Source organism: Actinomadura scrupuli, from assembly GCF_050971785.1.
Taxonomy (GTDB): Bacteria; Actinomycetota; Actinomycetes; order Streptosporangiales; family Streptosporangiaceae; genus Actinomadura_E; species Actinomadura_E scrupuli.
This window is the reverse complement of the sequence record NZ_JBPCCU010000003.1, coordinates 841,472-868,342: the sequence shown is the minus strand read 5'-3', so window position 1 is coordinate 868,342 and position 26,871 is coordinate 841,472. Positions and strand designations below refer to the sequence as shown.

Sequence of the window (26,871 nt, the reverse complement as noted above, 5' to 3'; positions counted from 1 at the left end):
TCTCCCGCTAGCCTCGGCGCCATGGAACAGATCGTCACCTATCTCGAGATGACCGGCCCCGACGAGCTGAACCCCGCCCGGCCGGTTCCCGAGGTCACCCTCGACCGCGTCGACCGGTCCTCGCCGCTGATCGCGGCGACGCAGGCCCGGATCGGGGCTCCGTACAAGTGGCGGAGCGCCACCCGGTCGGACGAGGAGTGGGCGCGGTGGCTGGCCCATCCCCTTCGCGGGTATTGGCTCATCCGGTACGGCTCCGAGGTCGCCGGCATCGCCGACATCGAGCCGCAGCCCCGCGGCCAGGTGGAGATCACCACGTTCGGGCTGCTCCCGGAGTACGTCGGCAGGGGGCTGGGCGGGCACGCGCTGACCCTGACCGTCCGGCAGGCATGGGCTGCCGAGCCGGCCGACGGCGAGCCGGTGAGCCGGGTATGGCTGCACACCTCGAGCGTCGACCATCCCAACGCCCTGCCGAACTACCGGAGGCGGGGCTTCCGCCCCTTCCGGACCCGGACCGAACAGCTGCCGGACACGCCCTGACGGCGGCGGGGGGCGGCGATCGTCCTTCCCGCCGGACCCGGTTAGGCTGCTCCCGGAATTCGTCATGACCCCGTGCAGGGAGCACTCCTGACATCCCCGACGCCCGTACCGCCCCCTGCCGTCGAGTCGCCGCAGGTCTCGGCGATCCACCGGCCGTCCACCCCCGACCTGGTGGTCCTCGCGGTCGCCCTGTGCGCGGTCGGCGCCTCCGGCCCGCTGATCGCGGCCACCGCCGCCCCGGCACTGGCGATCGCGTTCTGGCGCAACGTGATCGGCGCCGGGGCGCTCGCCCCCTTCGCGTTCTGGCGGCACCTGGGCGAGTTCCGCTCGCTGCGCCGCGCGGAGTGGCTGGCCGCACTGGCCGCGGGGCTCGCCCTGGGCGGGCACTTCGCGGCCTGGACCTCGAGCCTGACGATGACCTCGGTCGCCTCGGCGACCGCCTTCGCCGCCGCCCAGCCGATCTTCGCCGCGTTCATCGCGAGAGCCCGCGGCGACCGGGTCTCCGCGCGCGCCTGGGCGGGCATCGTGGTCGCCACCGTCGGTGTCGTCGCTCTGTCCAGCGCCGACCTGCACGTGTCGGGCCGGGCGTTCGCCGGGGACCTGGTCGCGCTGCTGGCGGGCGCGCTCGCCGCGGTGTACATGACCTTCGGTGCCAGGGTCCGCCAGACGGTGTCCCTCACGCCCTACGCGGTGATCTGCTACGGCACCGCGGCGCTGGTGCTCGGGCTCGCCGCGCTCGCCACCGGGCAGCGCCTGACCGGGCTGTCCGGCGACGCCTGGATCAAGATCCTCGTCCTGACGGCGACGGCGCAGCTGCTCGGCCACACGTTGTTCAACCGGGTGCTGAAGACCACCAGCGCCACCGTGGTGTCCGCGGCCATCCTGCTGGAGGTCCCGGTGGCGGCGCTGATCGCCGCGCTCTGGCTCGGGCAGGTGCCGTCGTGGACGGCGATCCCCGGCGCGCTGCTCATCCTCGCCGGGCTGGAGGTGGTGGCCACCAGCAACGGGCGGGCACGCCCGCGGCGGCGCCGTTAGCGCGGTGCCGTCACGGTACGGACGTCACGGGCCCGGGCCGGGAGGATGCGTCCGGCCGGGTGACGGTCACGATGGTGAGGAGGTCCTCGAGTCCCTGGAAGTCGTCGGGGTTGGTGGTGTAAAGCGGCAGCCGCTCGGCGATCGCGATGGAGGCGATCATCAGGTCGGCGACCCTGCGCCGCGGCTTGCGGCCGGTGGCGACGACGGCGGCGCAGACTCTGCCGAAGATGCGCGCGGCCTCCGCGTCGAACGGGATGGGGTCGAACTCGTTCTCGGCCCGCTGGAGGACGTCCAGGCGCCGTGCGCGTTCGGCGTGCTCGTCATAGTCGCCCTGCTCCTCGTTGCGGCGGACCTCGTGCGGTCCGGCCGAGAGCTCAGCGAGGGTCACCGCGCTGATCGCCATCTCGGCGGGCAGCTCGGCGGGGTCCAGCCGGGCGCGCAGGATCATGATGTTGGTGTCGAGCAGCCCCTGTGCCCGGCGCTCATCGGTCATAGGGATCGCTCAGATCCTGGTCGGCGGCCGCGTCCTGGTCGGCGCGGAACGCGGCGAGATCGATCGCGGGCGCGTTGGCCGACATGGCGGCGAACTCGGCTCGGGGGACGAACCGGCGGCGACGGCGGAGCGGGACCAGCTCACCGATCTTGTGGCCGTCGCGGGTGACGGTGAACGTCTGCCCGTTCTCGACAGCGTCCATGATCTCCTTGGAGCGGCTGCGCAGGTCCCGCTGGGTGATCTCCGGCTGAGCGGTCATACCGTCCATGTTAACCGGGGGTGGCACGGCGTGCTACGCGGTGCCGCGCCCGCAGGCAGGCGCCATGCGGACACCGTGCGGACACCGCGTGCGGGGCTGCCGGCGAGCGGGCGCGAAAGGGCACGGCCGGGGCGGGCCAGGGTCATCGCAGCGTCTGGAAAGTTGAAAGCGACGCCGGGTGGATACGGGGGCAATCCACCCGGCGTCGCATCATCGGTGTTCCGACGGGGGCCCGGAACACCGGCACGGGCGCCCCGACGGGGGACCGGAGCGCCGGTACAAATCGTACACCGAAACCCCCCATAGTTAGTCAAGGGAAAGTCACGACCGGATTTGCGGACCGGGGCCGGAAATCTGCTTACGGACCGGCTCGTCCCACGTTCCGGCGCGCACCGGATGGCTCTTCTCGGGTTCCCGGCCGCCGTTGGCGAAGACCACGCTCACGTAAGGGAGGACGATCGCGCCGGAGAGTGGGATCATCAATGCCCAGAGCGGCACATGGCCGGCAAGGAACACGGCGACCAGGATGCACACCGTGCGGATCCCCATCGACAGCAGGTACCGCCGCTGGCGGTAACGGATGTCCTCCGAGAGAGGCCGGTGAGCTTCGGTGACCGTGTAGACATCTGCTGCCTTGCGGCGGGGAATGAACCTCACCACTCCACGGTAGCCCCACATCAATCGGATCTACATAGCAGGAGGTAGCCCCAATGACCGAGCGCACCTATCGGGTGACGGAGATCGTCGGCACATCGCCGGAGGGCGTCGAGGCGGCCATCCGCAGCGGCGTCCGCAGGGCCGGGCAGACCCTTCGTCACCTCGACTGGTTCGAGGTCACCGAGGTGCGCGGGCAGATCGTGGACGGCGAGGTCGCCCACTTCCAGGTCGGCATGAAGGTGGGCTTCCGCCTCGAGGACAGCTGACGGGCCGGGCCGGAACCCCTGGCGGCCGGAACCGGACACCTGCCGGCCCTTGACCGGCAGGTGTCCGTACGCGGGGGTGAGCGTGCGCGAACGACCCCGGCTCAGGAGGCCTGGCTGACCGTCGACATGTTGAAGTCGCTCACCCGGATCGGCGGCATGGCGGTCCGGGTGAAGTAGTCCGACCATTCCCGGGGCAGCGTCTGCACCGACGCGCCGACCTCGGTCAGCCGCTGGAGCAGGCCCACCGGGCTCTCGTTGAACCGGAAGTTGTTGACCTGGCCGACGACCTCGCCGTCCTCGACCAGATAGACCCCGTCGCGGGTGAGACCGGTGAGCAGCAGGTTCTGCGGGTCGACCTCGCGGATGTACCACAGGCAGGTCAGCAGCAGCCCCCGCCCGGTCCGCGCGACCATCTCGTCGAGCGAGGCCGTACTCCCCTCCGGGCCCGCCATGAGCAGGTTGTCGACGCCGGGCGTCAGCGGCAGCCCGGTCAGCCGGGCCGAGTGCCGGGTCTGGATCAGCGCGGACAGCCTGCCCTCGGAGATCCAGTCGGTGGGGTGCAGCGCCAGCCCGTTGTCGAAGACCGAGGAGTCGCCGCCGGAGGCGTGCGCGATGACGAACGGCGCGCACTCCAGGCCCGCCGCCCGCGGGTCGCTCCACAGCCGCACCGGGACGTCGGCGAGGCGATCCCCGACCCGGGTGCCCCCGCCGGGCCTGCTGAAGACCGTGCGGCCGTCGTGGGCGTCGCGTGCCCCCGCCGACCAGTAGAGGTAGGTCATGAGGTCGGCCACGGCACTGGGCGGCAGCAGCGTCTCGTACCGGCCCGCGGGAAGGTCGATCCGGCGCAGGCCCCAGTCGAGCCGGCGGTCGAGCTCGGCGGTCATGCCCGCGACGTCGACCCCGCGGAAGTCGCGGGTGTTCACCCCGGTCCACGCGGAGCCGGTCAGGTCGCCGGTCTTGGCGTTGAGCTCGACCTTGCCGGTGGGCTGGTCGTGGCGCAGCCGCAGGCCCGACGAGGTGCCCACGAAGGTGGAGGTCATCTCGTGGTGGGCGAAGCCGTACAGCCTGCGCCCGGAGGCCGCGGCCGCGTCGAACGCCTCGCCCAGCGCCGGGGCGAAGCCCTCGAAGACGCCGATCGCGGTCTCGGCGGGCTCGTCGTCCCAGCCGGGGGAGACCTGCGCCGGGCCGGTCAGGGGAGCGGCGTCCTCGGCCGGCTCGTTGCCCGCGGCGACCGCCTCCGCGGCCCGGACGACGGCCTCGATGCCGTCCGGCGTCACACCGGCCCGGGAGACGACCCCGGCCGCGACCCCGTCGCCCTTCTTGCGCAGGGCGATGACCGTGAGCCGCCGGGACCGGGTGACCCCGTTGGTGGTCAGCGTGTTGCCGGCCCAGCGCAGGTTGGCGCCGCTGGCCTCGTCGGCGAGCACGACGCAGTCGTCGGCCGTGGACAGCTCCAGGGCCCGCTCGATGGACTCCTGGGGGGTCACTGGCCGCCCTCCTGTAGTGCGTTGAGGATGTTGACGCCGCGGAACAGCGCGGACGGACTGCCGTGGCTGACCGGGGCGACCTGGCCGGGCTGGCCCTTGCCGCAGTTGAACGCCCCGCCCAGCACGTAGGTCTGCGGGCCGCCCACCGCCTCCATGGAGTTCCAGAAGTCGGTGGTGACGGACTGGTAGGCCACGTCGCGCAGCTGGCCCGCCAGCCGCCCGTTCTCGATCCTGGTGAACCGTTGGCCGGTGAACTGGAAGTTGTGGCGCTGCATGTCGATGGACCAGCTCTTGTCGCCCTCGATGTAGATCCCGCGCTCGACCCCGGCGATGAGCTCCTCGGTGGAGGGGCCGTCCGCGGCGGGCTGCAGCGACACGTTCGCCATCCGCTGGAGCGGCATGTTGCCGGGAGAGTCGGCGAACGCGCAGCCGTTGGAGCGGGGCTGCCCGGTGAGCCGGGCGATCCGCCGGTCCAGCTGGTAGCCGACGAACAGCCCGCCGGAGACGATGTCCCACCGCTGGGCCTCGACGCCCTCGTCGTCGTAGCCGACGGTGGACAGCCCGTGCTCGGCGGTGCGGTCGCCGGTGATGTTCATGACCTTCGAGCCGTACTGGAGGTTCCCCAGCTTGTCGGGGGTCGCGAAGGAGGTCCCGGCGTACGCGGCCTCGTAGCCGAGGGCCCGGTCCAGCTCGGTGGCGTGCCCGATCGACTCGTGGATGGTCAGCCACAGGTTGGACGGGTCGATCACCACGTCGTACGACCCCGCCTCGACCGAGGGGGCGGCGAGCTTCTCGGCCAGCAGCTCCGGGATCCGGGCCAGCTCGGCGTCGAAGTCCCAGCCGGTGCCGGTGAGGTACTCGTACCCGCGCCCGGCCGGCGGCGCCAGGGTGCGCATGGTGTCGAAGGCGCCGTCGGCGATCCCGACGGCGTTGAGCACCGGATGCAGCCGGACCCGCTGCTGGGTGGTGACGGTCCCCGCCGCGTCGGCGTAGAACTTGTTCTCCTTGACCTGCAGGAGCGCGGCGTCCACGTGGTCGACCCCGCCCGCCAGCAGCTGGCGGCTCCAGTCGGCCAGCAGCGCCACCTTCTCGCCGGTCGGGACGGTGAACGGGTCCACCTCGTAGGAGGAGACCCAGGTCCGCTCGCCGTGCACCGGCTCGGCGGCCAGCTCGATCGGCTCCCGGTTGATGGCCCGGGAGACCTGCGCGACCGTGACCGCCCGCTCGGCGGCCGCGGCCGCCGACTCGGTGGTCAGGTCGATTCCGGAGGCGAAGCCCCAGGTGCCGTCCTTGATGACCCGCACGGCCAGGCCGACGTCGTCGGCGTCCAGCGCGGTCTCGAGGGCGGCGTCCTTGAGGCGGAGGGTCTGGCTGCTGATGCGCTCCAGGCGGAAGTCGACATGCTCGGCGCCGAGTTCCCGGGCGCGCGTCAGCGCGGCGTCGGCGAGCGCCCGCAACGGCAGGGCGGTGAAGGCCGGATCGATCTCATGCACCTGCGCAACTTACCGTGCCCGGGCCGGCCGCGTGGGGCGTGGCACCGGTACGCGAGGCCTCACGGGCCGCGCCGGCGGGCCGTCCCGGCGGGGTTCCGACAAGCCTGGGCGCCGGAAGTTGTCGCCGGGCGACATCTCCTTCCAGGAGGTGGACCGCTACGCTCGGTCGCTGGTGTGATGTTCCTTACGGAGGTTTGCTGATGAGTCGCTCAGTCCTTGTGACCGGGGGCAACAGGGGTATCGGCCTGGCCATCGCCCGGGAGCTGGCCGCGGCCGGTGACGCGGTGGCCGTCACCTACAGGTCAGGGGAGCCGCCCGAGGGCCTGTTCGGCGTGAAGTGCGACGTCACCAGCTGGGAGGACGTCGACGCCGCCTTCGGCAAGATCGAGGCGGAGCAGGGCCCGGTCGAGGTCGTGGTGGCCAACGCCGGGGTGACCAAGGACAACCTGCTGGCCCTGATGAGCGAGGACGCCTTCAGCTCGGTGGTCGACACCAACCTGACCGGCGCCTTCCGGGTCTCCAAGCGGGCCGTCAAGGGCATGATGCGCATGCGCAAGGGCCGGATCATCCTCATCTCCTCGGTGGTGGGGCTGCTCGGCTCCGCCGGCCAGGCCAACTACGCCGCCTCCAAGGCCGGCCTGGTCGGGCTCGCGCGGTCCCTCGCCCGTGAGCTGGGCTCCCGCAACATCACCACCAACGTGGTCGCGCCGGGCTTCGTCGACACCGACATGACGGCCGTGCTCGACGACAAGCAGCAGGCCGCGATCAAGAACGTGATCCCGCTCGGCCGCGTGGCTGCCCCCGAGGAGATCGCCAAGGTCGTACGGTTCCTGGCGAGCGACGATGCCGCCTACATCACCGGAGCGGTGATCCCGGTCGACGGCGGACTCGGCATGGGGCACTGAACACGACCGATCCGCCGAGCGCGCGGAGCCCCCTGAGCGTTCGGGGCGCGGACAGGACATCGCGGCGCAGCCGCACGAAGTGGAGCAGGGTATGGGAATTCTCGAAGGAAAGCGGATCCTGGTCACCGGAGTCCTGACGGACTCCTCGATCGGATTCCATGTGGCGAAGATGGCGCAGCAGGAGGGCGCGCAGATCGTGCTGACCGGTTTCGGCCGGATGAGCCTGGTGGAGCGCATCGCCAAGCGGCTGCCCTCCGGCCTGGAGGGCGCGCCGCCCCCGGTCCTGGAGCTGGACGTGACCGACACCGAGCAGCTCGGCACGCTGTCGGACCGGGTGCGCGAGCACCTCGACGGTCTCGACGGCGTCGTGCACTCGATCGGCTTCGCGCCGCAGAGCGCGATGGGCGGCAACTTCCTGGAGACCTCCTGGGAGGACGTCGCCACCGCGGTGCAGATCTCCACGTACTCGCTGAAGTCCCTCACGATGGCGTGCCTGCCGCTGATGAAGGAGGGCGGGTCGGTGGTCGGCCTCACCTTCGACGCCAGCGTGTCCTGGCCGATCTACGACTGGATGGGCGTGGCCAAGGCCGGGCTGGAGTCCTGCTCCCGCTACCTCGCCCGCTATCTCGGCCCGCACGGGGTCCGGGTCAACCTGGTCGCGGCCGGCCCGCTGAGCACCATGGCGGCCAAGAGCATTCCCGGTGTCGACGCGCTGTCCAACGAGTGGCCCGAGCGCGCACCGCTCGGCTGGGACGTCTCCGACGCGGGGCCCACCGCACGCGCCTGCGCGGCGCTGCTGTCGGACTGGTTCCCGGCGACGACCGGCGAGATCGTGCACGTGGACGGCGGCGTCCACGCGATGGGCGCCTGAGCGCGCCGTTCCCGGCGGGCCCGCCGGTGCGCGCACGGCGAAAGGCCCGGTCTCTTCAGGACCGGGCCTTCGCACGTCGTGTCCGGCTCGCGCCCACCCGGCGCGCGCTCACCTGACGCGGAGCCGCCGGTGCCGGCGGGCCAGGCTCAGGTTGAGCGCGCCCACGGCGCCCGCCATGCCCGCCGCGCCGGCGATCCACACCGGCGAGGCCGGGGGCTGCCGCTCGGTCTGGGCGACCGGTGCCACCAGGTGCGTCTCGGTGATCGGGCCGGCCGGCTGCTGCTCGGCCACCTGCGGCTGTTCCGGCAGCAGGCCGGGCAGCTGCGGCGTGGTGCCCTGGGGGGTGTAGGGCCGCACCGAGCCCGGGTTGTTCAGCGGGGTCGCCCCGCCGCCCCCGCCGCCCGCGGCGCCCTGCGGGACCGCCGGGGCGGCCTGCGTCCGCTTGACGGGCTTCTTCGCCGGAGTCATCTTCACGGGCGGCTTCTTGACGGGCGTCTTCACCGGCGGGGGAGCCTTGTGGGTGAGCTGGTCGATCACCTTCTGGATGGCCTGGCCCGTCTCCTTGAGCTGGCACTCGATGCTCTTGACCGTGGTGGCGGGGTCGTGCCCCATGGCGCACTTGGTCGTCGCCGCGTCGGCGGGGCTCGCGCCCCCGATCAGAAGCGCGAACGCGCCCACCGTTACCGCCGCCGAGGTGACTCCGAGGCGCCGAAAGCGTCGCTGGTCGGGCATCTCACTCCCCTGTGTCTGCGTTGGACACCCTGTCTAACGCATAGGGAGATCAAAAGTCACGTGCTGCTCGCCAGATACCCCAGAAACCGGCATATCACCTGACATCTCGGCGCGCGGGCGGCCGCTACAGCCCCTGCAGCAGCCCGGGGAGCCGGGTCCGCCGGGGCGGCAGGTGGACGTCGCGGACGGCATGGGCCAGCGCGGGACCCGCCGCGTGCACCACCGACACGTGGCACCGGGCCCGGCTCACGGCGGTGAGCACCAGCGCCCGCGACAGCAGCGGGCCCGCCTCGGCGGGCAGGACCGCGACCACGGCCGGCCAGTGCGTCCCCTGCGACATCTGGACCGTGATGGCCCAGCCGTGCCGCAGCCGGGACACCAGCGCGGCGGGCACCACCGCCGGGCCGGCCGGGAAGGCGACCTCCAGCCCGGCGTCGCCCGCTCCGGTCACTGTCCCGGTCTCCCCGGCGGGGGCGCCCGGCAACGCCCCCGTCACCACCACCCGGTCACCGACGTCGAAGCCCGCGTACGCACCCGGGCCGGGGTTCAGCCGTGCCTTCAGCGCGGCGTTGAGGGCGACGGCGCCCGCGTCGCCCCGCTGTGCGGGGGTGACCACCTGGATGTCGCCGCCCGCCACCCCGAGCGCCCGCGGGATCGAGTCGGCCACGAGCTGGGCCGTGCGGTGCACCGCCTCGCGCGGGTCGCCGGCCGGCACGATCACGACCTCCCGGTCCGGTGCGTCGACCCGGGGCAGCTCGCCGAGGCGTACGGCCGCGGTCAGCGCGCCGATCGGCCCGGACGGGACGCCCGGCTCCCGTACCCGGGTGACCGGCACCGTGCCGGAGGCCGCCACGTCGGCGAAGACCTGCCCGGCGGCCGCGGGCGGCAGCCCCGCCGGGTCGCCCGCCAGCACCAGGTGGGTGCCGTCCGCGCACGCCTCGACCAGCGCCGCCGCGAGCTCCACGTCGAGGGCCGGAGCCTCCATGACGACCACGAGCCGCGCGTCCAGGGGCCGCTGCTCACCGCGGGCGAACGCGATGCCGCCCGGTGCCTCGTGCGCCTCCAGGAGCCGGTGCAGCGACAGCACGGTGACGCCCCTGGGGCCGTCCGTGCCCTCCGTGCCGTCCGTGCCGGGGAGCAGGGCGGCCAGATCGGCCGCGGACCGGTCCGTGGCGGTGACGACGGCCACCGCGAGCCCGCCCGCCGCGGCGCACAGCGCGCGGGCGGCGGACTCGTGGCCGGGGCCGGAGACGACGCTCACGCCGTGGCCGAACGCCGCCGCGGTCGCGGGGGAGTCCTCCAGGCCGTCCAGCGGGAACGGCTCCGCGGTGGCGGTCAGCCGCATGACGCCCTCGGCGACCGCCTCCTCGGCCGTCGCGTAGCGTTCGAGGGAGAGGAACTCCTCGGGCTCGGGCAGGTCGTCGTCGAGGTCGTCGGGCTCGTCCGGCTCGACCGCGAACCCCATCACCCGTGCCTCGTCCAGTGCGCCCATCACGGCGCGCACGGGCTCGGCGACCTTCAGCTCGGCCAGCGCCGCGATCACCTCCGGCACGGGCACCGACGTGTCGCCCTCCCGGGCGGCGCGCAGCATCAGGTGCGTGACCAGGGCGGCGCCGCGGCGCGGGTCCGCCGGATCGGCCTGCTCCCCGAGCAGCCGCCGGGCGAAGTGGTCGGCCTGCCGGGGCCCGACCCCGGGCACCAGCAGCAGCTGCCACGGATCCGAGCGCAGCACCTCGGCGGCGCGGTCGCCGAGCGCGGCCGCGGCGGGTGCCACGTACGCCCCCGGGACCCCCGCCGCGCTCAGCAGCTCGGTGAGCGGGGCGTGGTCAGATGTCGGATACGTCATCGAGGGCGTCACGGATCTCCTGCGGCAAGATGAGGTCCTCGGCCTGGAGTATGGCCAGGAGTTGTCCAGAGGTGCGGGCTCCCACGATGGGAGCCACCACGCCGGGCTGGTCGCGTACCCAGCTGAGCGCCACGGCCAGCGGCGAGACGCCCAGCCCCTCGGCGGCCGTGGTCACCGACTCCACGATCCGCCGGCTCTGCTCGCCCAGGTACGGGCGGACGAACTCGGCCAGGTGCGGGGTCGCGCCACGGGAGTCGGCGGGGATCCCGGTGCGGTACTTCCCGGTGAGCACGCCGCGGCCGAGCGGGGACCACGGCAGCAGGCCCACCCCGGCGTCCAGCGCGGCGGGCACCACCTCCCGTTCGATGTCCCGGCTCAGCAGGGAGTACTCCAGCTGGGCCGACACGATCGGGGTGCGGCCAGGCCAGGATCGCTGCCAGGTGGCGGCGGTGGCAAGCTGCCATGCCGCGTAGTTCGCCACTCCGGCGTAGCGGGCCCGGCCGGAGCGGACCGCCTCGTCCACCGCGGTCAGCGTCTCCTCCAGCGGTGTCGCCGGATCGTAGGTGTGCAGCTGCCAGAGGTCGACGTGGTCGATCCCGAGCCGGTCCAGCGAGGCGTCGAGGGAGCTCAGCAGGTGGCGGCGGGACGCGTCGTAGCGGCCGTCCGGGGTGATGGCGGACTTCGTGGCGATGACCAGGTCGTCGCGGTGCACCACCTCGCGCAGGAGATGGCCGAGCAGGCGCTCGCTGTCGCCCTCGCAGTAGACGTCGGCGGTGTCGACGAGGGTGCCGCCCGCGCGGACGAACGCGGTCAGCTGTGCCGTCGCCTCGTCGGCGTCGGTGTCCTGGCCCCACGTCATGGTGCCCAGGCCCAGGCGTGACACCGTGAGCCCGCTCCGCCCAAGGTGGCGCTGCTTCATAGGCGGGCAGATTACCGTGCCTCATCGGGGAAACGCCGCGTCGGCACGGTGGGCCCCGGCCTGCGGGTATGGTAAGGCCGATCATCGACATGTATGTAGAAATACGTTCTCCGGAACCGGGCGAACGCCCGGTGCCTGGGCACTAGGCTGCCGCGTTGGGGATCATCATCAGCTCTGGGCCGCTCTACCCGTGAGGGGAATCACCGCTTGTGAACGTCGTTGAAGCCACCGTGCTCGGCATCGTCCAGGGACTCACGGAGTTCCTGCCGATCTCCAGTTCGGCCCATCTGCTCATCGTGCCGAGCGTCGCCTACGACCTCGGGCTCAAGAGCTGGGAACGCGACCCCGGTGCGGCGTTCACGGCGATCATCCAGCTCGGCACCATGGCGGCGGTGCTCATCTACTTCTGGAAGGACATCTACCGGATCACGATGACGTGGACGCAGAGCCTGTGGAAGAAGGAGCTGCGCGGCGAGCTGGACGCCCGGATGGGCTGGTACATCATCTGGGGCACGGTGCCGGTCAGCGTGTTCGGCCTGGCGTTCAAGGACTTCATCGAGAAGCCCGCCCGCAACCTGTGGCTGAACGCCTCGATGCTCATCGTCATGGGCCTGCTGCTGATGGTGGCGGAATGGGCCGGCCGGCAGCAGCGCCAGGTCTCCGACCTGAACCTGCGCGACGGCCTCATCATCGGCGGCTTCCAGGCGCTGGCCCTCATCCCGGGCTCCTCCCGCTCGGGCTCCACGATCACCGGCGGGCTGTTCCTCGGGTACACCCGGGAGGCCGCGGCCCGCTACTCCTTCCTGCTCTCGGTTCCCGCGGTGGTGCTGTCCGGGCTGTTCGAGCTGCGCAAGGTGGGCGACGGGAACATCGACGTCACCGGCACGGTGATCGCCACGGTGGTGTCCTTCGTGGTGGGATACGCCTCGATCGCGTGGCTGCTCAAGTACCTGGTCAAGCACTCGACGCTGCTGTTCGTCTACTACCGGGTCGCGGTCGGCGGGATCCTGCTCGGGCTGCTCGCCGCCGGCGCGATCCAGGCCACGGGCGGCTGACGCTCACCGGCCGGCGGGCAATCACCAACCGTTGTCCTCTTCGGCCGGCGGCGCTGTAACGTACTGCCCCATGGCGTTCCCGCAGTCCTCCGAGCCGCCGCCGGATTCCGCCGGGTGGCAGGGGCCGTCCGGTGGACCGCTGTTCGGCACCGGGCCCGAGGCCGACCGGGGATACCTGGCCTCGCTGCGCGGGGGCCCGCCGACCATGCTGCGCCAGCTGCGGGCGACCATGCTGACACTGGTCGTCACACCGCTGGCGATCTCGGCGATCGTCCCGTTCGTGGTGCGGGACGGCAAGAGCAGGTTCGGCGACCTGCCCGGCTGGGTGTTCGTCCCGCTGCTGCTGGCGTTCGTGGTGGCCGTCGTGGTGGGAGTCAGGTCGCCGCGGGCGCTGCCGTTGACGCCCGGCCCGGCGGCGGAGCCGCGGCGGACCGCGGAACTGGCCGCGGTGGCGTTCCGGCAGGCGCTGTTCCTGCGGTTCGCGCTCGGCGACGCGGTGATCCTGCTGGGCCTGGCGCTCGCGGTGATCAGCCACAGCGAGGTGCCGTTCGCCGCCGGATTCGTGCTCGGCTACCCGCTGCTCCTCGCCCTGGCGCTGCCGACGAGGGGCACCGTGGAACGGATGCGCCGGCGCCTGGAGGCCGCGGGGACCCCCTCCCACCTGTGGGCCGTCCTGCTCGGCCCGCCGCCCGCGCCGGCCGCCTTCCAGCGCGCGGCGGCCGCGGGTGCGGACGAGGACCGGGCCCACCCGCCCGGGCCGGGGCCCGGCGGGTTCTGACCCGGGCCGCGGCTCACACACCCTCGCGCGGCCCGCGCGTCACCCCCCTATACGGTCGAGCCGCTCGACCGCGTCCGCGGGCAGGTCGAGGGCGGCCGCGGCGACGTTCTCGCGGAGATGCGCGACCGATGACGTCCCCGGGATGAGCAGGATCGTCGGCGAGCGCCGCAGCAGCCAGGCGAGCGCCACCTGCCGGGGTGTCGCGCCCAGCCCGGAGGCGACGTCGTCGAGCACGCCGGACTTCAGCGGCGAGAAGCCGCCGAGCGGGAAGAACGGCGTGTAGGCGATGCCCAGCTCGGCACACCGGGCGACGAGCGCGTCGTCGTCACGGTGGGCGAGGTTGTAGTAGTTCTGCACGCACACGACGGGCGCGATCGACCGGGCCTCGGCCAGCTGCTCGGCGGAGACGCCGCTCACCCCCAGGTGCCGGATCAGGCCCTTCTCCCGCAGCCCGGCGAGCGCGGCGAACGGCTCCGCGATCGACCCTGGCGTCGGGCCCTCCGGCGCGCCGACCCGCAGGTTGACGACGTCGAGCACGTCGAGCCCGAGGTGCTCGAGGTTCTCGTGCACGGCGGTGACGAGCTCGCCGGGCGCCAGGGCGGCCGGCCACGACCGGTCCGGCGCGCGCCGCGCTCCGACCTTCGTGACGATGTGCAGCGTGTCGGGGTAGGGGTGCAGCGCCTCGCGGATGACCTCGTTGACGGTGAACGGGCCGTAGAAGTCGCTGGTGTCGATGTGCGTGACGCCGAGGTCGACGGCTTCGCGCAGCACGGCCACCGCCTCCGCGCGGTCGGCCGGCGGGCCCCATACGCCGGGACCGGCCAGCTGCATCGCGCCGTAGCCCATCCGGCTCAGCCGGAGGTCGTCCGCGAGCGTCAGGTGGCCACCGGGGATCGTGTCGGACATGTGCTTCCTCTCGTCGACTCCTCGGACGCCCGGCCGGCGCCCGATGGGGACGGCTCCCATGGTGTCCCCGGACCGGCGGTTCTCCCGAGGCCCCGCCCATCCCAGGACCGGCACGGCCACCCTCGCCGGACGCGCCCCTGGCGGCGCGGCTACAACCAGCCGCTCTTCTTGAACCGGCGGTACAGCAGCACGCAGGCGGCGGCGATGACGATCATGACGGCCGGATAGCCCCAGGGCGAGGTCAGCTCGGGCATGTGCGTGAAGTTCATCCCGTAGATGCCGGCGATCATCGTGGGGATGGCCAGGATCGCCGCCCACGAGGAGATCTTGCGCATGTCCTCGTTCTGTTGCATCCCCACCAGGGCCAGGTGCGCGTTCAGGACGTTGGTGAGCAGCTCGTTGGTGGCGTCGACGGCCTGGTCCACCCGCAGCAGGTGGTCGAGCACGTCGCGGAACTCCTCCAGCGTCTTGGAACAGACCTCTACACGGCCCTTGACGATGTCCTGCAGCACCGGGATGAGCGGGTCCTCGGCGGTACGGAACTCCAGCACCTCGCGCTTGAGGGTGTAGATGTCCTCGGTGACGTCACCGCGCCGGGCCGAGAACACCCGCTTCTCCAGCTCCATGATGTCGGCCTCGATCTCGTGCGCCACCAGACCGTAGACGTCGACGACCTGGTCGCACACGGCGTACAGCACCGCGGAGGGGCCGGCGGCGAGAAGTTCCGGGTCGCGCTCGAGCCGCCGGCGCACCGGGGCGAGCGGGCTGCCCTGCCCGTGCCTGACGACGATGACGAAGTCGGCGCCGACGAACAGCATGATCTCGCCGATCTCGACGTCCGAGGTCGCCTCGATGTAGTGCGCGGTCTTGAGCACGATGAAGACCGAGTCGCCGTACCGCTCCAGCTTGGGCCGCTGGTGGGCGTTGACGGCGTCCTCCACGGCCAGGGGGTGGAGCTTGAGCTCCTCCCTGACCAGGTCGAACTCCTCCTGGGTGGGTTCGAACAGCCCGATCCACAGGAAGCAGTCACCGTGCTCCCGCGCCGCGTCGAGGGCATCGCTGATGTCCCCGTCGACGGTCTGGCGCTGGCCGGAGCGGTAGATGGCGCAGTCGACGATCATGAGGCACCATTTTCCACCACGGTTGCCGGGCCTTGGGTAAAACCAGTGTCTATCCCATCATCTCGTAGAGTGCAGATCGTGACGACGCTTCTGCTGGTGCGGCACGGGCTGACCAAGCTGACCGGCCCGGTGCTGGCCGGCTGGACCCCCGACCTGTCCCTGGACGAGCGAGGACGCGCGCAGGCGCGCGCGCTGGGCGAACGGCTCGCCGCGGTGCCGCTGGACGCCCTGGTCTCCAGCCCGCTCGACCGGTGCCTGGAGACCGCCGAGGCCGTCGGGGCCGCCGCCCGCGCGGCGGGCACCGCGGTCCCGGCCAAGCTGGACGTCGACGAGCGGTTCGGCGAGGTGCACTACGGCGACTGGACCGGGCGGCCCCTCGCCGAGCTGGCCAAGGACCCGCTGTGGCCGGTGGTGCAGGCGCACCCGAGCGCCGTCCGGTTCCCCGGGGAGGAGGGCGAGACCCTCGCCGGCGCCCAGCACCGGGCGGTGACCGCGGTACGGGAGTGGAACGAGCGGCTGGGCCCGGACGCGACCTACCTGGTCTGCAGCCACGGCGACATCATCAAGGCCGTCGTCGCCGACGCGCTCGGCCTGCACCTTGATCAGTTCCAGCGGATCCACGCCGATCCGGCCTCACTCACCGTGGTGACCTACACCTCGCTGCGCCCCTTCGTGGTAAGGCTCAACGACACCGGCGGGGACGTCACGGGCCTGCTGCCCAAGCCCGCCGCGGACGGTGCCGGAGCCGGTGCGGGGGACGCCGGCGGCGGCACGGGCGCGGACAGTGACGCAGCGGTCGGCGGCGGGGCGTAGGGTCATCTCTATGCCGGTCATCTCCTATGACATGCCGGACAGGTTCGTCGTCGGCGCCGTTGGGCAGCCGGGCGAGCGCGCGTTCTTCCTGCAGGCCCGTGCGGGCCGCCGGATCACCAGCGTGGGCCTGGAGAAGTTCCAGGTCACGTTGCTGGCCGAGCGGCTCGAGGAGCTGCTGGACGAAGTGTTGCGCCGCAGCGGCGACGCGTCCGTGCCCGCCCTCGCCCCCGTCGACCTGCAAGACGGCGGACCGCTCGAACAGCCGGTCGAGGAGGAGTTCCGGGTCGGCACGATGGCGCTCGCTTGGGATCCCGAGGACGAGCGCATCGTGATCGAGGCGCAGGAGGTCAGCGAGGAGGACGACGTCGAGGTCGGGGACGAGGATCCCGCGATCGCGGTGCTCCGCGTCCGGATCACCGCCGCCCAGGCCCGCGCGTTCGCCGACCGGGCGCTCAAGGTCGTCGCGGCGGGCCGCCCGCCCTGCCCGCTCTGCAGCCTGCCCCTGGACGCCGAGGGGCATGTCTGTCCCCGGCAGAACGGTCACCTTGGATGATCCCAGGGATAATGAGCGCATGAGCCAGCCCTCCCGGGATCGTTCGCCCTCCGCCGGCCGGAGAGGGGACGGCTCGGTCGACCCCGCCGACGCCGAGACCGCCGAGCTGCTGCTGCGAAACGGGCGGATCAACATCGAGGGGCGGCTGGTCGCCGCGTCCAACGCCACGCTCTACTGCTCGATCGAGTGGGAGGGCCTGGCCGGCACCTGCGTCTACAAGCCGGTGGCGGGCGAACGCCCGCTGTGGGACTTCCCCGACGGCACCCTGGCCGGCCGCGAGGTGGCCGCCTACGCGGTCTCCGAGGCGATGGGCTGGCGGATCGTGCCCCCCACCGTGCACCGGGACGGGCCGTACGGCCCGGGCATGGTGCAGCTGTGGGTGGAACCCGACGAGGACGTCGACCTGGTCGCCCTGTCCCGCAGCGACGACCCCGCCATCCGCCGGATGGCGGTCTTCGACGCGGTGATCAACAACGCCGACCGCAAGATCGGCCACCTGCTGCCGCCGGGCGAGGCGGGCGAGCCGGGGCACGTCTACGGCTGCGACCACGGGGTCAGCTTCTCGGTGGAGTACAAGCTGCGCACCGTGCTGTGGCAGTGGCGCGGCAAGCGCCTGCAGGAGGACTCGGTCCAGGCGCTGCGCCGCCTGCTCGGCGAGATGGACACCCCGGCGTTCCGCCGGCGGCTGGCGGCCCTGCTGACCGAGGCCGAGGTGGACGCCACCCGGCGCCGGGTCGAGCTGATGCTCAAGCACCGCATCCACCCCTACCCGCCCGAGGACTGGCCGGCCGTTCCGTGGCCCCCGGTGTAACGATTCACCGCCCTGGGTGCTGAAATACCGCCATGTGCACGGCTGTGGTGAGTTTCGAGCCAGGTTCGCGGTTCCCGGTGCTGCTCGTCGGCGTGCGCGACGAGTTCGCCTCGCGTCCCTGGGAGCCTCCCGGCCGGCACTGGGCCGACCGGCCCGCGCTGGTCGGCGGACGCGACCTGCTCGCGGGCGGCACCTGGCTGGCCGTCGACCCGGCCGTCCCGCGCGCCGCGTGCATCCTCAACGGGCACGGCCGGCTCGCCCCGGAGGGCATCCGAGCCTCCCGCGGCGAGCTGCCGCTCCGCCTGGCCGGCGACGGCGGTCTCGGCGACCTGGAGACCAAGCGGTACGACCCGTTCCACCTGCTGGGCGCGGATCCGGACGCAGTGCGCATGTGGAGCTGGGACGGGGACGAGCTCACTGAGCGGTCCCTGGAGCCGGGTCTGCACCTCGTGGTCAACAGCGGGCTCGAAGGGCGGGGCGACCCGGCCGCGGGCCCCGGGGCGGCGGAGATGGCGGCCCGCATCGCCTACTTCCGGCCGCTGCTGGCCGCGGCCCCACGCCCCGAGCCGGGCCGCGGCCCGACGGCGGAGGCGTGGGATCGGTGGCTGCCGCTGGTCGACGGCGCCGGCCTGGACGTCGGTGATCCCCGGGCGCTCGTGATCTCCCGGGACTTCGGCGACGGGCGGATCTGGGGCACCGGCTCGATCAGCCTGGTGGCGCTGGCCCGGGACGGGCTGCGCTACGACTTCACCGCCACGCCCGGCGATCCGCGGGGCTGGCGCACCGTTCTGCCGGCCTGATCGCGGAATGTCCGCAATGCGACCGAATGGGATTCGGTCCTGCTACGGTGCGACGGACAAGGGATCGCGCACCGCCGCCGAGGAGGCCCGTCCATGGCGCTCGCCACCGCTCAGCACGCCGCCGACGACCCGGACGGGCTCGCCCTGTGCGACCAGCGGGCCGAACTGACCTGGGCCCGGGCGGACGACCTGCTCAACCGGGCGGTCAACGGGCTGCTGGCGCTGGACCTGGGACCGGAGCGGCGGGTGGCGGTGTTCGCGGAGAACTCCGTGGAGACCGTGCTCGCCCACGTCGCCGGGCTGTTCGCGGGCGCCTCGGTGGTGCCGGTCAACTTCCACCTGACCGCCGACGAGGCGGCGTACATCCTGGAGAACTCGCGCGCCACCGTCGTCTTCACCGGGCCGGAGAACGCCGGCCGCGCCGCCGAGGCCGCCGCCCTGGCGGGAATCGACCGGGTCATCGGCTGGCGCGGTGACGGCGGCTGGGAGGAGTTCCTCGCCGCCGCCCCGGCCACCGAGCCGCCCGCCGACCTGACACCGCTGCCCAACCTGCTCTACACCTCCGGCACCACGGGGGTGCCGAAGGGCACCCCACTGGCGCCCAACATGTTCGCGGGCGGCGCCACCGTCGCCGAGCACGTCGAGGCGCTCAAGGGGCAGCCGCTGACGATGTTCGGCCCGCATCTGGCGGTCGGCCCGCTGTACCACACCGGTCCCCTGTTCGGGGTGCGCGCCTTCGCCGCCGGATGCGCTCTCGCCGTGCTCGGCCGCTTCGAGCCCGAGGAGGTCCTCGCCGCCGTCGAGCGCTGGAAGATCCAGGTCTCGGTGATGGTGCCGACCCACTTCATCCGCCTGCTCGAGCTGCCGGAGGAGGTCAGGGCGAAGTACGACCTGTCCAGCATGGCGCTGATCGTGCACACCGGCTCGGCCTGCCCGATCGACGTCAAACGGCGCATGATCGAGTGGTGGGGGCCGGTTCTGGTCGAGGCGTACGGCGGCAGCGAGGCCGGCACCGTCACCGTCATCGACTCCCATGAGTGGCTGCGGCGGCCGGGCTCGGTCGGCCGGGCCATCCCGCCGTTCGAGGCCCTGGTGGTCGACGCGGCGGGGGAGCCGGTGCCGCCCGGGACCGAGGGCCGGCTGTACTTCCGGGACGCCACCGGGCGCGGCGTGCTCTACCACGACGACCCGGTCAAGACCCGCTCCGCGCACCTGGAGCCGGGGGTCTTCACCCTCGGCGAGATCGGCTACGTCGACGACGAGGGCTACGTCTACATCACCGACCGGTTCTCCGACATGGTCGTCTCCGGCGGGGTGAACCTGTATCCGGCCGAGGCGGAGAAGGTGCTCTTCGAGCACCCGGCGGTGATCGACGCCGCCTGCGTCGGGGTCCCGCACCCGGAGATGGTCGAGGAGCTCAAGGCGCTGGTGGTCAGCCGGGACCCCTCGCTCACGGAGGAGGAACTGATCGCCTTCTGCCGGGAACGGCTCAGCCACTACAAGTGCCCGCGCAGCGTCGAGTTCCTGGCCGGGCTGCCGCGCACGGCCATGGGCAAGCTCAACAAGCGCGAGCTGCGCGCCCCGTACTGGCAGGACCAGGCCTGATCGCCGCGGGCGGTCCCGGACCCGTATGCTGGTCGCCGGTGTCCCCGTCGATGGCCCGCGTACGCCGCCAAGTGCGCCCTGTGATGACCCTGTTCCGTGAAGGGGGCCTGACCGCCCCCGGGCGGTGAGCGCCGCCGGGCGCCCCGCCGCCCCCGCCATCCGCGTCCGGCCGCGCCGGGAACTGCGCCGTGACCGCCGCCGCCGTCCCCACTCCTGCGGGGACCACCTGATCGCGGCTCCGCTGTGGCCGCTGCACAACGCCAACCTGGGGACGCTGCTGCGCACCTGCGACGCGGTGGGCGCCTGCCTCGCGGTGCCCGCCTGGCCGTGGGTGCGCGAGGCCGTCGACCGCGGCAACACCCTGCGCCGGCCGTCCTGCGTGCACTGGGTGCGGGGGGAGCCGCGGGCCTGGCTGGCCGGCCGGCGGGCCGCCGGCAGCCGCATCGTGGGCGTGGAGCTCGCCGAGGAGGCCGTGCGGCTGGCGGACCTGCCGGCGGCGCGGAGCCCGACGATCGCCGTCCTCGGCCACGAGCAGTCCGGGATCCCGGCCGAGGCCCTCGACCTGCTGGACTTGGCGGTCGAGATCCCCATGGTGGGCACCGGCCAGAGTCTCAACGTGGCGGTCGCCGGTTCGCTGGTCCTGTACAAACTGGCGGGGCTGCTGTGAGCCCCTTTACCTGTTGATGGGTAATTTCCCCAGGTCGAGCGCATATAACGACAAAGGGGACAAAGTCTGAAGCGCGGCCGAGCGCTCGGGGGGCGGGTGTGCATGCCCATGCCGGACGGCATGGTGTACCGCTCGGCGTATCACGCATGGTGATAGTTTGGTCGCTCAGTGTGCTCGCACGGCTCCAGGCCCCCTGAACACCGGATGAGCCCGCTTCGGACAGACGACGGCACGGCGGGCCGGAGGGGGAGCATAGATGAAACGCAACACCTGGGGGCTGCGGGCCGCCGCCGTGCTCGGCGCGCTCACCCTGGGCGCCGCCGCGTGCGGCGGTGGCGGCGGTGGCGGGGGCGTCGAGGGCGGGACGCTCAAGGTGGTCGGCTCCTCCGACGTCGATCACCTCGACACCGCCAGCGGTTACACGCTGGTCAGCGTGCTGCTGACCCGGCAGTACGCGCGCACCCTGTTCAACGTCAAGGGCGCCGCCGACGACTTCACGGCCGCCACCCGGATCCGGGCCGACGTCGCCACCGAGCTGCCGACCACCGCCAACGGCGGGATCAGCGCGGACGGCAGGACCTACACGATCAAGCTCCGCACCGGCGTCAGGTGGAACACCCCGGTGCCGCGCGAGGTGACGGCGGCCGACTTCATCCGCGGGATCAAGCGGCTGTGCAATCCCGCCCAGCCCTCGGGCGGCATCGGCTACTACACCGCCACCATCGAGGGGATGGACACCTTCTGCGCGGGCTTCGGGAAGGTGGACGCCAAGGACGCCGCCGCCGTCGCCGGCTACCAGAACGGCCACCAGATCTCCGGGCTGCGCGCCAGGGACGACAAGACCCTGGTGGTCCGGCTCAAGCGGCCGGCCAGCGACTTCACCAACATCATGGGCATGCAGTTCTCCGCCGCCGCGCCGGTGGAGTACGACGCCTACCTGCCCGACAGCCCCGCCTACCGGACGCACACGATCTCCGACGGGCCGTACCAGATCACCGCCTACACGCCCAACAAGAGCTACGTGCTCGCCAGGAACCCCACCTGGCGGCAGGACACCGACCCGCTGCGGGCGCAGAACCCCGGGCGGATCCAGGTCACCATGGGCCAGGACTCGCCCGACGTGGTCCAGCAGCAGATGGAGGTGGGCACCGCCGACCTGTCCTGGGACCAGCCCGTGCCGACCTCCCGGATCCCCGGCCTGAGGTCCAATCCGAACTTCAGGATCCAGGACGGGTCCACCAACAACCCCTACCTGGACTTCAACACCCTCAGCCCGAACAACGGCGGGGCGCTGGGCAAGGTCGCCGTCCGGCGGGCGATCCAGTACGCCATCGACAAGGCCGCGCTGGTCCAGATCTACGGCGGCCCCCGGGTCAGCACCGTGCTCAACCAGGTCATCCCGCCGGGCAGCGTCGGCCACCAGCGGTTCAACCTCTACCCGACGCCCGCCGACTCCGGGGATCCGGCCAGGTGCCGGCAGCTGCTGTCCGCGGCCGGCTACCCCCGCGGGCTGACGCTCCAGTTCCCGTACCGGACCAACAGCAACCACCCGAAGGTGGCGCAGTCGGTCCAGGCCAACCTCCGGGCCTGCGGCATCACCGCCACCCTCACGCCCGACACCAACGGCAACTTCTACGGCAAGACACTGGTGAACCCGGCCGATGCCAAGCAGGGCAAGTGGGACATCGCCGCGCCGGGCTGGATACCGGACTGGTACGGCAACAACGGCCGCACCAACATCGTGCCGCTGTTCGACGGCCGGACCTACGGCCCGAACTCCACCGACTACGGCGGCTACAACAACCCCGCCGTCAACGCGCTCATCGACCAGGCGCTGGAGGCCAAGAGCCTCGGCGAGGCGGCGAGGATCTGGGCCCGGGCCGACCGGCTCATCATGCAGGACGCCGCGATCGTGCCCCTGCAGAACCAGAGGTACCCGATCTTCCACTCGTCCCGGGTGAAGAACGCCCTGTACCTGCCCACCTCACAGGCCTACGACCTCAACCAGGTCGAGCTCTCGTGAGCCGCGCCGCGGGTCCCTCGTGCCGGGAGGTGAAGGCGAGCCCATGAGCCTGCTCGAGGTGACCGATCTGAAGGTCTCCTTCCGGACCCCGGACGGCGTCGTGCAGGCGGTACGGGGCATGTCCTTCAGCGTCGACCGGGGCGGGACCCTCGGCATCGTGGGGGAGTCGGGGTCCGGCAAGAGCGTCAGCACCCAGACGCTGATGCGCCTGACGCCGGGTGCCCGGATCAGCGGCACCGCCCTGTTCGAGGGCCGGGACCTGCTCACCATGGACGACCGGGAGATGCGCGCGCTGCGCGGCTCCCAGATCTCGATGATCTTCCAGGATCCGCTGTCGAGCCTGCACCCGCTCTACAAGGTGGGCTGGCAGATCGTGGAGCTGATCCGCACCCACGAGCCCGGCATGTCCGCCCGGCAGGCGCGCGCCCGCGCGGTGGAGATGCTGGGGCTGGTGGGGATCCCGCAGCCGGAGCGGCGCGCCGACGACTACCCCCACCAGTTCTCGGGGGGCATGCGGCAGCGCGCCATGATCGCGATGGCGCTCGCGCTGAACCCGAAGCTGATCATCGCGGACGAGCCGACCACGGCCCTGGACGCGACCGTGCAGGCCCAGATCCTCGATCTCATGCGCCGGCTGCAGCGCGAGTTCCACACCGCGCTGATCATGATCACGCACGATCTCGGGGTGATCGCCGATCTCGCCGACGACGTGCTGGTGATGTACGCCGGCAAGCCGGTCGAGTACGCCCCCCGGCGGACGCTGTACTACCTGCCGCACCATCCCTACACCAAGGGGCTGCTGGAGTCGGTGCCCGGCTCGTCCGGGGCGCGGGACCGGCTCAAGCCCATCGCCGGGCAGCCGCCCAGCCTGATCAACCTGCCGTCGGGCTGCACCTTCCATCCGCGCTGCGAGTACGTCATGGACCGCTGCCGGGTGGACGAGCCCCCGCTGCTGCCGGTCGGGGAGCCGGGTGCGGCGGGGAGCGGATCCCACCGGTCGGCGTGCTGGCTGCCGCCCGCCGCGCTCGGGATGGGCGCGGCGGCGGAGCTCATCCGGGGGCGGGCGGTGGCCGAGGGCCGGACGGGCGGCCCCACCTCCCCGCGGCCCGGCGGCGAGGACGGGGAGGGTCCCGATGAGCGGTCCTGAGCCCGACGTGCTCGTGCGGGTCGAGGGCGTCTACAAGCACTTCCCGATCCGGCAGGGGATCGTGTTCAAGAAGGAGGTCGCCCGGGTCCACGCGGTCGACGGGGTGGACCTGCTGGTGCGCCGGGGCGAGACGCTGGGCGTGGTGGGCGAGAGCGGCTGCGGCAAGTCCACGCTGGCCCGCTGCATCACCGGCCTGCACCAGGTGAGCGCGGGCCGGATCCTGTTCGAGGACGCCGACATCACCCGGTTGTCCAAGGCCGGGATGAAGGCGTTCCGCCGGGACGCCCAGATGATCTTCCAGGATCCGTACGGCTCGCTGAACCCGCGGCGCCGGGTCGGCTCGATCATCGGGGACCCGTTCGCGATCCACGGCATCGCGGACGGCGCGGACCGCAAGCGCAGGGTGCAGGGCCTGATGGAGCTGGTGGGGCTCAACCCCGAGCACTACAACCGGTTCCCCGCCGAGTTCTCCGGCGGGCAGCGGCAGCGCATCGGGGTGGCCCGGGCGCTGGCGCTGCGCCCGAAGCTGATCGTCTGCGACGAGCCGGTGTCCGCGCTGGACGTGTCGATCCAGGCGCAGGTCATCAACCTGCTCGCCGACCTGCAGAAGGAGCTCGGGCTCACCTACGTGTTCATCGCCCACGACCTGTCGATCGTCCGGCACGTGAGCGACCGGGTCGCGGTGATGTACCTCGGCAGGCTCGCCGAGCAGGCCGCCGCGGAGGAGCTCTACGGCCGGCCCCGCCATCCGTACACCAACGCGCTGCTGTCGGCGGCGTCGGTGGCCGATCCGGATCTGGCCGAGGAGCGGCAGCGCATCGTGCTCACCGGCGACGTGCCCTCCCCGATCGACCCGCCAACGGGCTGCCGGTTCCATCCGCGCTGCCCCAAGGCCCAGCCGGTGTGCGTCCGGGAGGAGCCATGGCTGGTCAGCCGCGAGGACGACCCGCCGGACCATCTCACCGCGTGCCACTTCCCGGTCGAGCCCGGGGAGGAGCTGGCCCGGGAGCACGCCGCCATCGAGCAGGAATCCACCGAACCGGCACTCCCGGAGGCCGAGCCATGACCGTCTTCACCGACCTCGACGCCGAGAGCGTCCCGCCCGATCCCGGCAGTACGGGCACCGAGCCGGCGCGGGTGCGGGGAAAGTCGCCCGTTCAGCTCGCCTGGGCGCGGTTCCGGCGCGACCGGCTGGCCGTGGCCTCGATCGTGGTGCTGGCCCTGATCGCGGCGTTCGCGCTGGCCGCGCCGCTGCTGGCCACCTGGACCGGGCACGCCTACGACGCCACCTATCCCCGGACCGGCCTCGACGTCGACGGGCTGCCGCGGGGACCCGGCGGGCAGTTCTGGCTGGGCGCCGACCAGCTCGGCCGGGACGTGCTGGTGCGCGCCGCGTACGGGGCCCGCATCTCGCTGGTCGTGGGGATCTCCGCCTCGCTGCTGGCCACCTTCTTCGGCGTGGTCTTCGGCGTGCTGTCCGGGTTCGCCGGCGGGGCGACCGACACGATCCTGGCGCGGTTCATGGACATCACCCTGGCGCTGCCCTACCTCCTGGTCGCGATCGTGCTGGCCACCACCTTCCAGGTGACCTCGGTCGTGGCGAGCCTGTCGATGACCATCCTGGTGATCGCGTTCTTCTCGTTCGCCGCCACCGGCCGCATCCTGCGCGGCCAGGTCATCTCCATCAAGGAGAAGGAGTTCGTCGAGGCGGCGCGCTCGCTGGGCGCGGGCAGGCTGCGGATCATGTTCGTCGACCTGCTGCCCAACCTCATCGCGCAGATCACCGTCCTGGCCTCGCTGCTGATCCCCACCGCGATCGTGTTCGAGGCGACCCTGTCGTTCCTCGGCGTCGGGGTCAGGGCGCCGATGCCGAGCTGGGGCAGCATGCTCGGGGAGGGCAGTGACGTGTTCGAGACCGCGTGGTGGCTGCTCGCCGTGCCCGGGGTGCTGCTGCTGCTCACCACGCTGTCGTTCAACCTGCTCGGCGACGGCATCCGCGACGCCCTCGACCCCCGCGGCGACCGGCTCCCCGGGGGGAGATAGCGATGCTGCGCTTCGTCGTCCGCCGGGTGCTCTACGCGGTGCTGGTGCTGTGGCTGGTCTCCACGGCGGTCTTCGCGCTGCTCCAGATCTCCCCGGTGCCGGTCGAGCGCGTCATCGGCGGGCCGCGGGCGACCACCGAGACCCTCCAGCAGATCCGGCACAACCTCGGGCTCGACCAGCCCGTGCCGGTGCAGTACTGGGACTTCCTGGCCCGGCTCGTGCGCGGCGACCTCGGCTACTCCTACATCAACCAGACGCCGGTCACCGAGCTGATCGGCGACCGGCTGCCCACCACGCTCTGGCTGGTGGCGGGGGCCGGGATCATCTGGTTCGTGGGGGGCGTCGCCACCGGGGTGCTCAGCGCCACCCGGGTCAGGAGCTGGCTCGACCGGGTCTCCACCGCCTTCGTGCTGGTCGGGCTGTCCACCCCGCCGTTCGTCATGGCGCTGGTGCTGCTGTTCGTCTTCTCCACCGCGCTGGGCAAGCTGGGCGTGCGGTTCTTCGAGGCCGGGCCGCCGCTGCAGGAGCACTTCCTGCAGCGGATGATCCTGCCCTGGTTCGGGCTGGCGTACCTCATGGTCGCCGCCTACACCCGGCTGACCCGGGGCTCGATGCTGGACGTGCTGGGGGAGGACTACATCCGGACCGCGCGCGCCAAGGGACTCTCCGAGCGGCGGGTGGTCTACCGGCACGGGCTGCGGTCGGCGCTCACCCCGGTGATCACCCAGTTCGGCATCGACATCGGCGTCCTGATCGGCTCCACGATCGTCACCGAGAAGGTCTTCGGGCTGCAGGGCATCGGCCAGCTGGTCTACCAGTCCATCTCGGTCGGGGACACCCCGGTCATCGTGGGCGTCACGCTGCTGGTCTCCTTCTTCGTCATCCTCGCCAACCTGCTGGTCGACCTGGGGTACTCGTTCCTGGATCCCCGGGTGCGGCTGAGCTGACCCGGCGGGCTCTTATTGGCGCATCGCCAATAGGTCTTGCCGTGCGGTCCGGACTGCGCAAGTATCGGCTTACCGCCGAGGGCGCGGTTCCCCCCGAGGAGA

General features: G+C 72.3%; 28 protein-coding genes. 18 read left to right on the top strand and 10 right to left on the bottom strand.

All coding sequences use genetic code 11. The features are described 5' to 3' along the window. Window positions 1-21: 21 nt before the first annotated feature. Together ACRYCC_RS18320 and ACRYCC_RS18315 are read left to right on the top strand one after the other, a co-directional pair. A complete protein-coding gene (locus ACRYCC_RS18320) occupies window positions 22-537 on the top strand; it encodes a GNAT family N-acetyltransferase (protein ID WP_433813572.1) in 516 nt (171 codons plus the stop codon). A 72-nt stretch (window positions 538-609) separates the two neighbouring features. Beyond that, on the top strand, window positions 610-1,572 hold the full coding sequence (locus ACRYCC_RS18315) for a DMT family transporter (protein WP_433813570.1): 963 nt from the start codon (window positions 610-612) through the stop codon (window positions 1,570-1,572). A gap of 10 nt (window positions 1,573-1,582) precedes the next feature. Here the strand turns inward: ACRYCC_RS18315 and ACRYCC_RS18310 are convergent, their stop codons facing one another. From ACRYCC_RS18310 to ACRYCC_RS18300, 3 genes are all read right to left on the bottom strand, one after another. Further along, window positions 1,583-2,065 (bottom strand): type II toxin-antitoxin system VapC family toxin, encoded by a 483-nt coding sequence (locus ACRYCC_RS18310; RefSeq protein WP_433813568.1) that lies wholly within the window; start codon window positions 2,063-2,065, stop codon window positions 1,583-1,585. Then, a complete protein-coding gene (locus tag ACRYCC_RS18305) occupies window positions 2,055-2,324 on the bottom strand; it encodes a prevent-host-death protein (RefSeq protein ID WP_433813567.1) in 270 nt (89 codons plus the stop codon). Before ACRYCC_RS18305 ends, ACRYCC_RS18310 begins: the two co-directional genes overlap by 11 nt. 321 nt (window positions 2,325-2,645) lie before the next feature. Further along, the gene (locus ACRYCC_RS18300; protein ID WP_433813566.1) at window positions 2,646-2,981 is read right to left on the bottom strand and encodes a DUF3099 domain-containing protein; all 336 of its coding nucleotides are present in this window, start codon (window positions 2,979-2,981) and stop codon (window positions 2,646-2,648) included. 53 nt (window positions 2,982-3,034) lie between these two features. On the opposite strand from ACRYCC_RS18300, the gene ACRYCC_RS18295 reads away from it, so the two are divergent. After that, window positions 3,035-3,247 carry a dodecin gene (locus tag ACRYCC_RS18295; RefSeq protein ID WP_433813565.1) on the top strand — a complete coding sequence of 71 codons (213 nt, stop codon included), beginning with the start codon at window positions 3,035-3,037 and terminating at the stop codon, window positions 3,245-3,247. A gap of 101 nt (window positions 3,248-3,348) precedes the next feature. Here the strand turns inward: ACRYCC_RS18295 and ACRYCC_RS18290 are convergent, their stop codons facing one another. Continuing rightward, on the bottom strand, window positions 3,349-4,734 hold the full coding sequence (locus tag ACRYCC_RS18290; protein WP_433813564.1) for a metallopeptidase TldD-related protein: 1,386 nt from the start codon (window positions 4,732-4,734) through the stop codon (window positions 3,349-3,351). Continuing rightward, window positions 4,731-6,227 (bottom strand): TldD/PmbA family protein, encoded by a 1,497-nt coding sequence (locus ACRYCC_RS18285; protein ID WP_433813562.1) that lies wholly within the window; start codon window positions 6,225-6,227, stop codon window positions 4,731-4,733. The genes ACRYCC_RS18290 and ACRYCC_RS18285 overlap by 4 nt, the downstream gene beginning before the upstream one ends. Before the next feature lie 200 nt (window positions 6,228-6,427). Here ACRYCC_RS18285 and ACRYCC_RS18280 point away from each other — a divergent pair, with 200 nt between their 5' ends. Then, window positions 6,428-7,132: a beta-ketoacyl-ACP reductase gene (locus ACRYCC_RS18280; RefSeq protein WP_433813561.1), complete on the top strand. Its 705-nt coding sequence runs from the start codon at window positions 6,428-6,430 to the stop codon at window positions 7,130-7,132. A 91-nt stretch (window positions 7,133-7,223) separates the two neighbouring features. After that, complete coding sequence (gene fabI, locus ACRYCC_RS18275; protein WP_433813560.1) at window positions 7,224-8,003, top strand: enoyl-ACP reductase FabI; 780 nt, start codon at window positions 7,224-7,226, stop codon at window positions 8,001-8,003. Between the two features lie 108 nt (window positions 8,004-8,111). Here fabI and ACRYCC_RS18270 read toward each other — a convergent pair whose 3' ends face one another. From ACRYCC_RS18270 to ACRYCC_RS18260, 3 genes are all read right to left on the bottom strand, one after another. After that, window positions 8,112-8,735, bottom strand: coding sequence for a hypothetical protein (locus tag ACRYCC_RS18270; protein ID WP_433813558.1), 624 nt, complete (start codon window positions 8,733-8,735; stop codon window positions 8,112-8,114). Window positions 8,736-8,859: 124 nt separating this feature from the next. Next, on the bottom strand, window positions 8,860-10,593 hold the full coding sequence (locus ACRYCC_RS18265) for a helix-hairpin-helix domain-containing protein (protein WP_433813556.1): 1,734 nt from the start codon (window positions 10,591-10,593) through the stop codon (window positions 8,860-8,862). After that, the gene (locus tag ACRYCC_RS18260; protein WP_433813554.1) at window positions 10,562-11,500 is read right to left on the bottom strand and encodes an aldo/keto reductase; all 939 of its coding nucleotides are present in this window, start codon (window positions 11,498-11,500) and stop codon (window positions 10,562-10,564) included. The genes ACRYCC_RS18265 and ACRYCC_RS18260 overlap by 32 nt, the downstream gene beginning before the upstream one ends. Before the next feature lie 209 nt (window positions 11,501-11,709). On the opposite strand from ACRYCC_RS18260, the gene ACRYCC_RS18255 reads away from it, so the two are divergent. Further along, window positions 11,710-12,555: an undecaprenyl-diphosphate phosphatase gene (locus tag ACRYCC_RS18255; RefSeq protein ID WP_433813553.1), complete on the top strand. Its 846-nt coding sequence runs from the start codon at window positions 11,710-11,712 to the stop codon at window positions 12,553-12,555. Between the two features lie 70 nt (window positions 12,556-12,625). After that, a complete protein-coding gene (locus ACRYCC_RS18250; protein WP_433813552.1) occupies window positions 12,626-13,333 on the top strand; it encodes a hypothetical protein in 708 nt (235 codons plus the stop codon). 39 nt (window positions 13,334-13,372) lie between these two features. Here the strand turns inward: ACRYCC_RS18250 and ACRYCC_RS18245 are convergent, their stop codons facing one another. Further along, window positions 13,373-14,239, bottom strand: a complete 867-nt coding sequence (locus ACRYCC_RS18245; protein ID WP_433813550.1) for an oxidoreductase — start codon at window positions 14,237-14,239, stop codon at window positions 13,373-13,375. A gap of 149 nt (window positions 14,240-14,388) precedes the next feature. Continuing rightward, the gene (gene corA / locus ACRYCC_RS18240; protein ID WP_433813548.1) at window positions 14,389-15,360 is read right to left on the bottom strand and encodes a magnesium/cobalt transporter CorA; all 972 of its coding nucleotides are present in this window, start codon (window positions 15,358-15,360) and stop codon (window positions 14,389-14,391) included. 78 nt (window positions 15,361-15,438) lie between these two features. Here corA and ACRYCC_RS18235 point away from each other — a divergent pair, with 78 nt between their 5' ends. The 11 genes from ACRYCC_RS18235 (at window position 15,439) to ACRYCC_RS18185 (ending at window position 26,769) form a co-directional block, all read left to right on the top strand. Beyond that, the gene (locus ACRYCC_RS18235) at window positions 15,439-16,173 is read left to right on the top strand and encodes an MSMEG_4193 family putative phosphomutase (RefSeq protein ID WP_433813546.1); all 735 of its coding nucleotides are present in this window, start codon (window positions 15,439-15,441) and stop codon (window positions 16,171-16,173) included. A gap of 10 nt (window positions 16,174-16,183) precedes the next feature. Beyond that, on the top strand, window positions 16,184-16,726 hold the full coding sequence (locus tag ACRYCC_RS18230; RefSeq protein ID WP_433813544.1) for a DUF3090 domain-containing protein: 543 nt from the start codon (window positions 16,184-16,186) through the stop codon (window positions 16,724-16,726). Between the two features lie 19 nt (window positions 16,727-16,745). Next, window positions 16,746-17,537, top strand: a complete 792-nt coding sequence (locus tag ACRYCC_RS18225) for an SCO1664 family protein (protein ID WP_433813543.1) — start codon at window positions 16,746-16,748, stop codon at window positions 17,535-17,537. Between the two features lie 44 nt (window positions 17,538-17,581). Next, a complete protein-coding gene (locus ACRYCC_RS18220) occupies window positions 17,582-18,337 on the top strand; it encodes an NRDE family protein (protein ID WP_433813542.1) in 756 nt (251 codons plus the stop codon). Between the two features lie 93 nt (window positions 18,338-18,430). Then, window positions 18,431-19,942: an AMP-binding protein gene (locus tag ACRYCC_RS18215; protein WP_433813540.1), complete on the top strand. Its 1,512-nt coding sequence runs from the start codon at window positions 18,431-18,433 to the stop codon at window positions 19,940-19,942. Window positions 19,943-20,066: 124 nt separating this feature from the next. Next, window positions 20,067-20,609 (top strand): TrmH family RNA methyltransferase, encoded by a 543-nt coding sequence (locus ACRYCC_RS18210; RefSeq protein WP_433813538.1) that lies wholly within the window; start codon window positions 20,067-20,069, stop codon window positions 20,607-20,609. Window positions 20,610-20,865: 256 nt separating this feature from the next. Then, window positions 20,866-22,632 carry an ABC transporter substrate-binding protein gene (locus ACRYCC_RS18205; RefSeq protein ID WP_433813536.1) on the top strand — a complete coding sequence of 589 codons (1,767 nt, stop codon included), beginning with the start codon at window positions 20,866-20,868 and terminating at the stop codon, window positions 22,630-22,632. A 43-nt stretch (window positions 22,633-22,675) separates the two neighbouring features. Beyond that, entirely contained in the window at window positions 22,676-23,779 is a 1,104-nt protein-coding gene (locus ACRYCC_RS18200) for an ABC transporter ATP-binding protein (protein WP_433813535.1), read from the top strand. Further along, window positions 23,766-24,845: an ABC transporter ATP-binding protein gene (locus ACRYCC_RS18195; RefSeq protein ID WP_433813533.1), complete on the top strand. Its 1,080-nt coding sequence runs from the start codon at window positions 23,766-23,768 to the stop codon at window positions 24,843-24,845. The genes ACRYCC_RS18200 and ACRYCC_RS18195 overlap by 14 nt, the downstream gene beginning before the upstream one ends. Beyond that, window positions 24,842-25,822 carry an ABC transporter permease gene (locus ACRYCC_RS18190; RefSeq protein WP_433813531.1) on the top strand — a complete coding sequence of 327 codons (981 nt, stop codon included), beginning with the start codon at window positions 24,842-24,844 and terminating at the stop codon, window positions 25,820-25,822. Before ACRYCC_RS18195 ends, ACRYCC_RS18190 begins: the two co-directional genes overlap by 4 nt. A gap of 2 nt (window positions 25,823-25,824) precedes the next feature. Beyond that, on the top strand, window positions 25,825-26,769 hold the full coding sequence (locus tag ACRYCC_RS18185) for an ABC transporter permease (protein ID WP_433813530.1): 945 nt from the start codon (window positions 25,825-25,827) through the stop codon (window positions 26,767-26,769). Window positions 26,770-26,871 lie beyond the last annotated feature (102 nt).

What these genes read in the sequence shown, in the direction of transcription:
- ACRYCC_RS18320 (WP_433813572.1), top strand. Translation starts at nt 22, where the DNA reads ATGGAACAGATCGTCACCTATCTCGAGATGACCGGCCCCGACGAGCTG.
- ACRYCC_RS18310 (WP_433813568.1), bottom strand. Translation starts at nt 2,065, where the DNA reads ATGACCGATGAGCGCCGGGCACAGGGGCTGCTCGACACCAACATCATG.
- ACRYCC_RS18305 (WP_433813567.1), bottom strand. Translation starts at nt 2,324, where the DNA reads ATGACCGCTCAGCCGGAGATCACCCAGCGGGACCTGCGCAGCCGCTCC.
- ACRYCC_RS18295 (WP_433813565.1), top strand. Translation starts at nt 3,035, where the DNA reads ATGACCGAGCGCACCTATCGGGTGACGGAGATCGTCGGCACATCGCCG.
- ACRYCC_RS18280 (WP_433813561.1), top strand. Translation starts at nt 6,428, where the DNA reads ATGAGTCGCTCAGTCCTTGTGACCGGGGGCAACAGGGGTATCGGCCTG.
- fabI (WP_433813560.1), top strand. Translation starts at nt 7,224, where the DNA reads ATGGGAATTCTCGAAGGAAAGCGGATCCTGGTCACCGGAGTCCTGACG.
- ACRYCC_RS18270 (WP_433813558.1), bottom strand. Translation starts at nt 8,735, where the DNA reads ATGCCCGACCAGCGACGCTTTCGGCGCCTCGGAGTCACCTCGGCGGCG.
- ACRYCC_RS18260 (WP_433813554.1), bottom strand. Translation starts at nt 11,500, where the DNA reads ATGAAGCAGCGCCACCTTGGGCGGAGCGGGCTCACGGTGTCACGCCTG.
- ACRYCC_RS18250 (WP_433813552.1), top strand. Translation starts at nt 12,626, where the DNA reads ATGGCGTTCCCGCAGTCCTCCGAGCCGCCGCCGGATTCCGCCGGGTGG.
- ACRYCC_RS18245 (WP_433813550.1), bottom strand. Translation starts at nt 14,239, where the DNA reads ATGTCCGACACGATCCCCGGTGGCCACCTGACGCTCGCGGACGACCTC.
- corA (WP_433813548.1), bottom strand. Translation starts at nt 15,360, where the DNA reads ATGATCGTCGACTGCGCCATCTACCGCTCCGGCCAGCGCCAGACCGTC.
- ACRYCC_RS18230 (WP_433813544.1), top strand. Translation starts at nt 16,184, where the DNA reads ATGCCGGTCATCTCCTATGACATGCCGGACAGGTTCGTCGTCGGCGCC.
- ACRYCC_RS18225 (WP_433813543.1), top strand. Translation starts at nt 16,746, where the DNA reads ATGAGCCAGCCCTCCCGGGATCGTTCGCCCTCCGCCGGCCGGAGAGGG.
- ACRYCC_RS18215 (WP_433813540.1), top strand. Translation starts at nt 18,431, where the DNA reads ATGGCGCTCGCCACCGCTCAGCACGCCGCCGACGACCCGGACGGGCTC.
- ACRYCC_RS18205 (WP_433813536.1), top strand. Translation starts at nt 20,866, where the DNA reads ATGAAACGCAACACCTGGGGGCTGCGGGCCGCCGCCGTGCTCGGCGCG.
- ACRYCC_RS18200 (WP_433813535.1), top strand. Translation starts at nt 22,676, where the DNA reads ATGAGCCTGCTCGAGGTGACCGATCTGAAGGTCTCCTTCCGGACCCCG.
- ACRYCC_RS18195 (WP_433813533.1), top strand. Translation starts at nt 23,766, where the DNA reads ATGAGCGGTCCTGAGCCCGACGTGCTCGTGCGGGTCGAGGGCGTCTAC.
- ACRYCC_RS18190 (WP_433813531.1), top strand. Translation starts at nt 24,842, where the DNA reads ATGACCGTCTTCACCGACCTCGACGCCGAGAGCGTCCCGCCCGATCCC.
- ACRYCC_RS18185 (WP_433813530.1), top strand. Translation starts at nt 25,825, where the DNA reads ATGCTGCGCTTCGTCGTCCGCCGGGTGCTCTACGCGGTGCTGGTGCTG.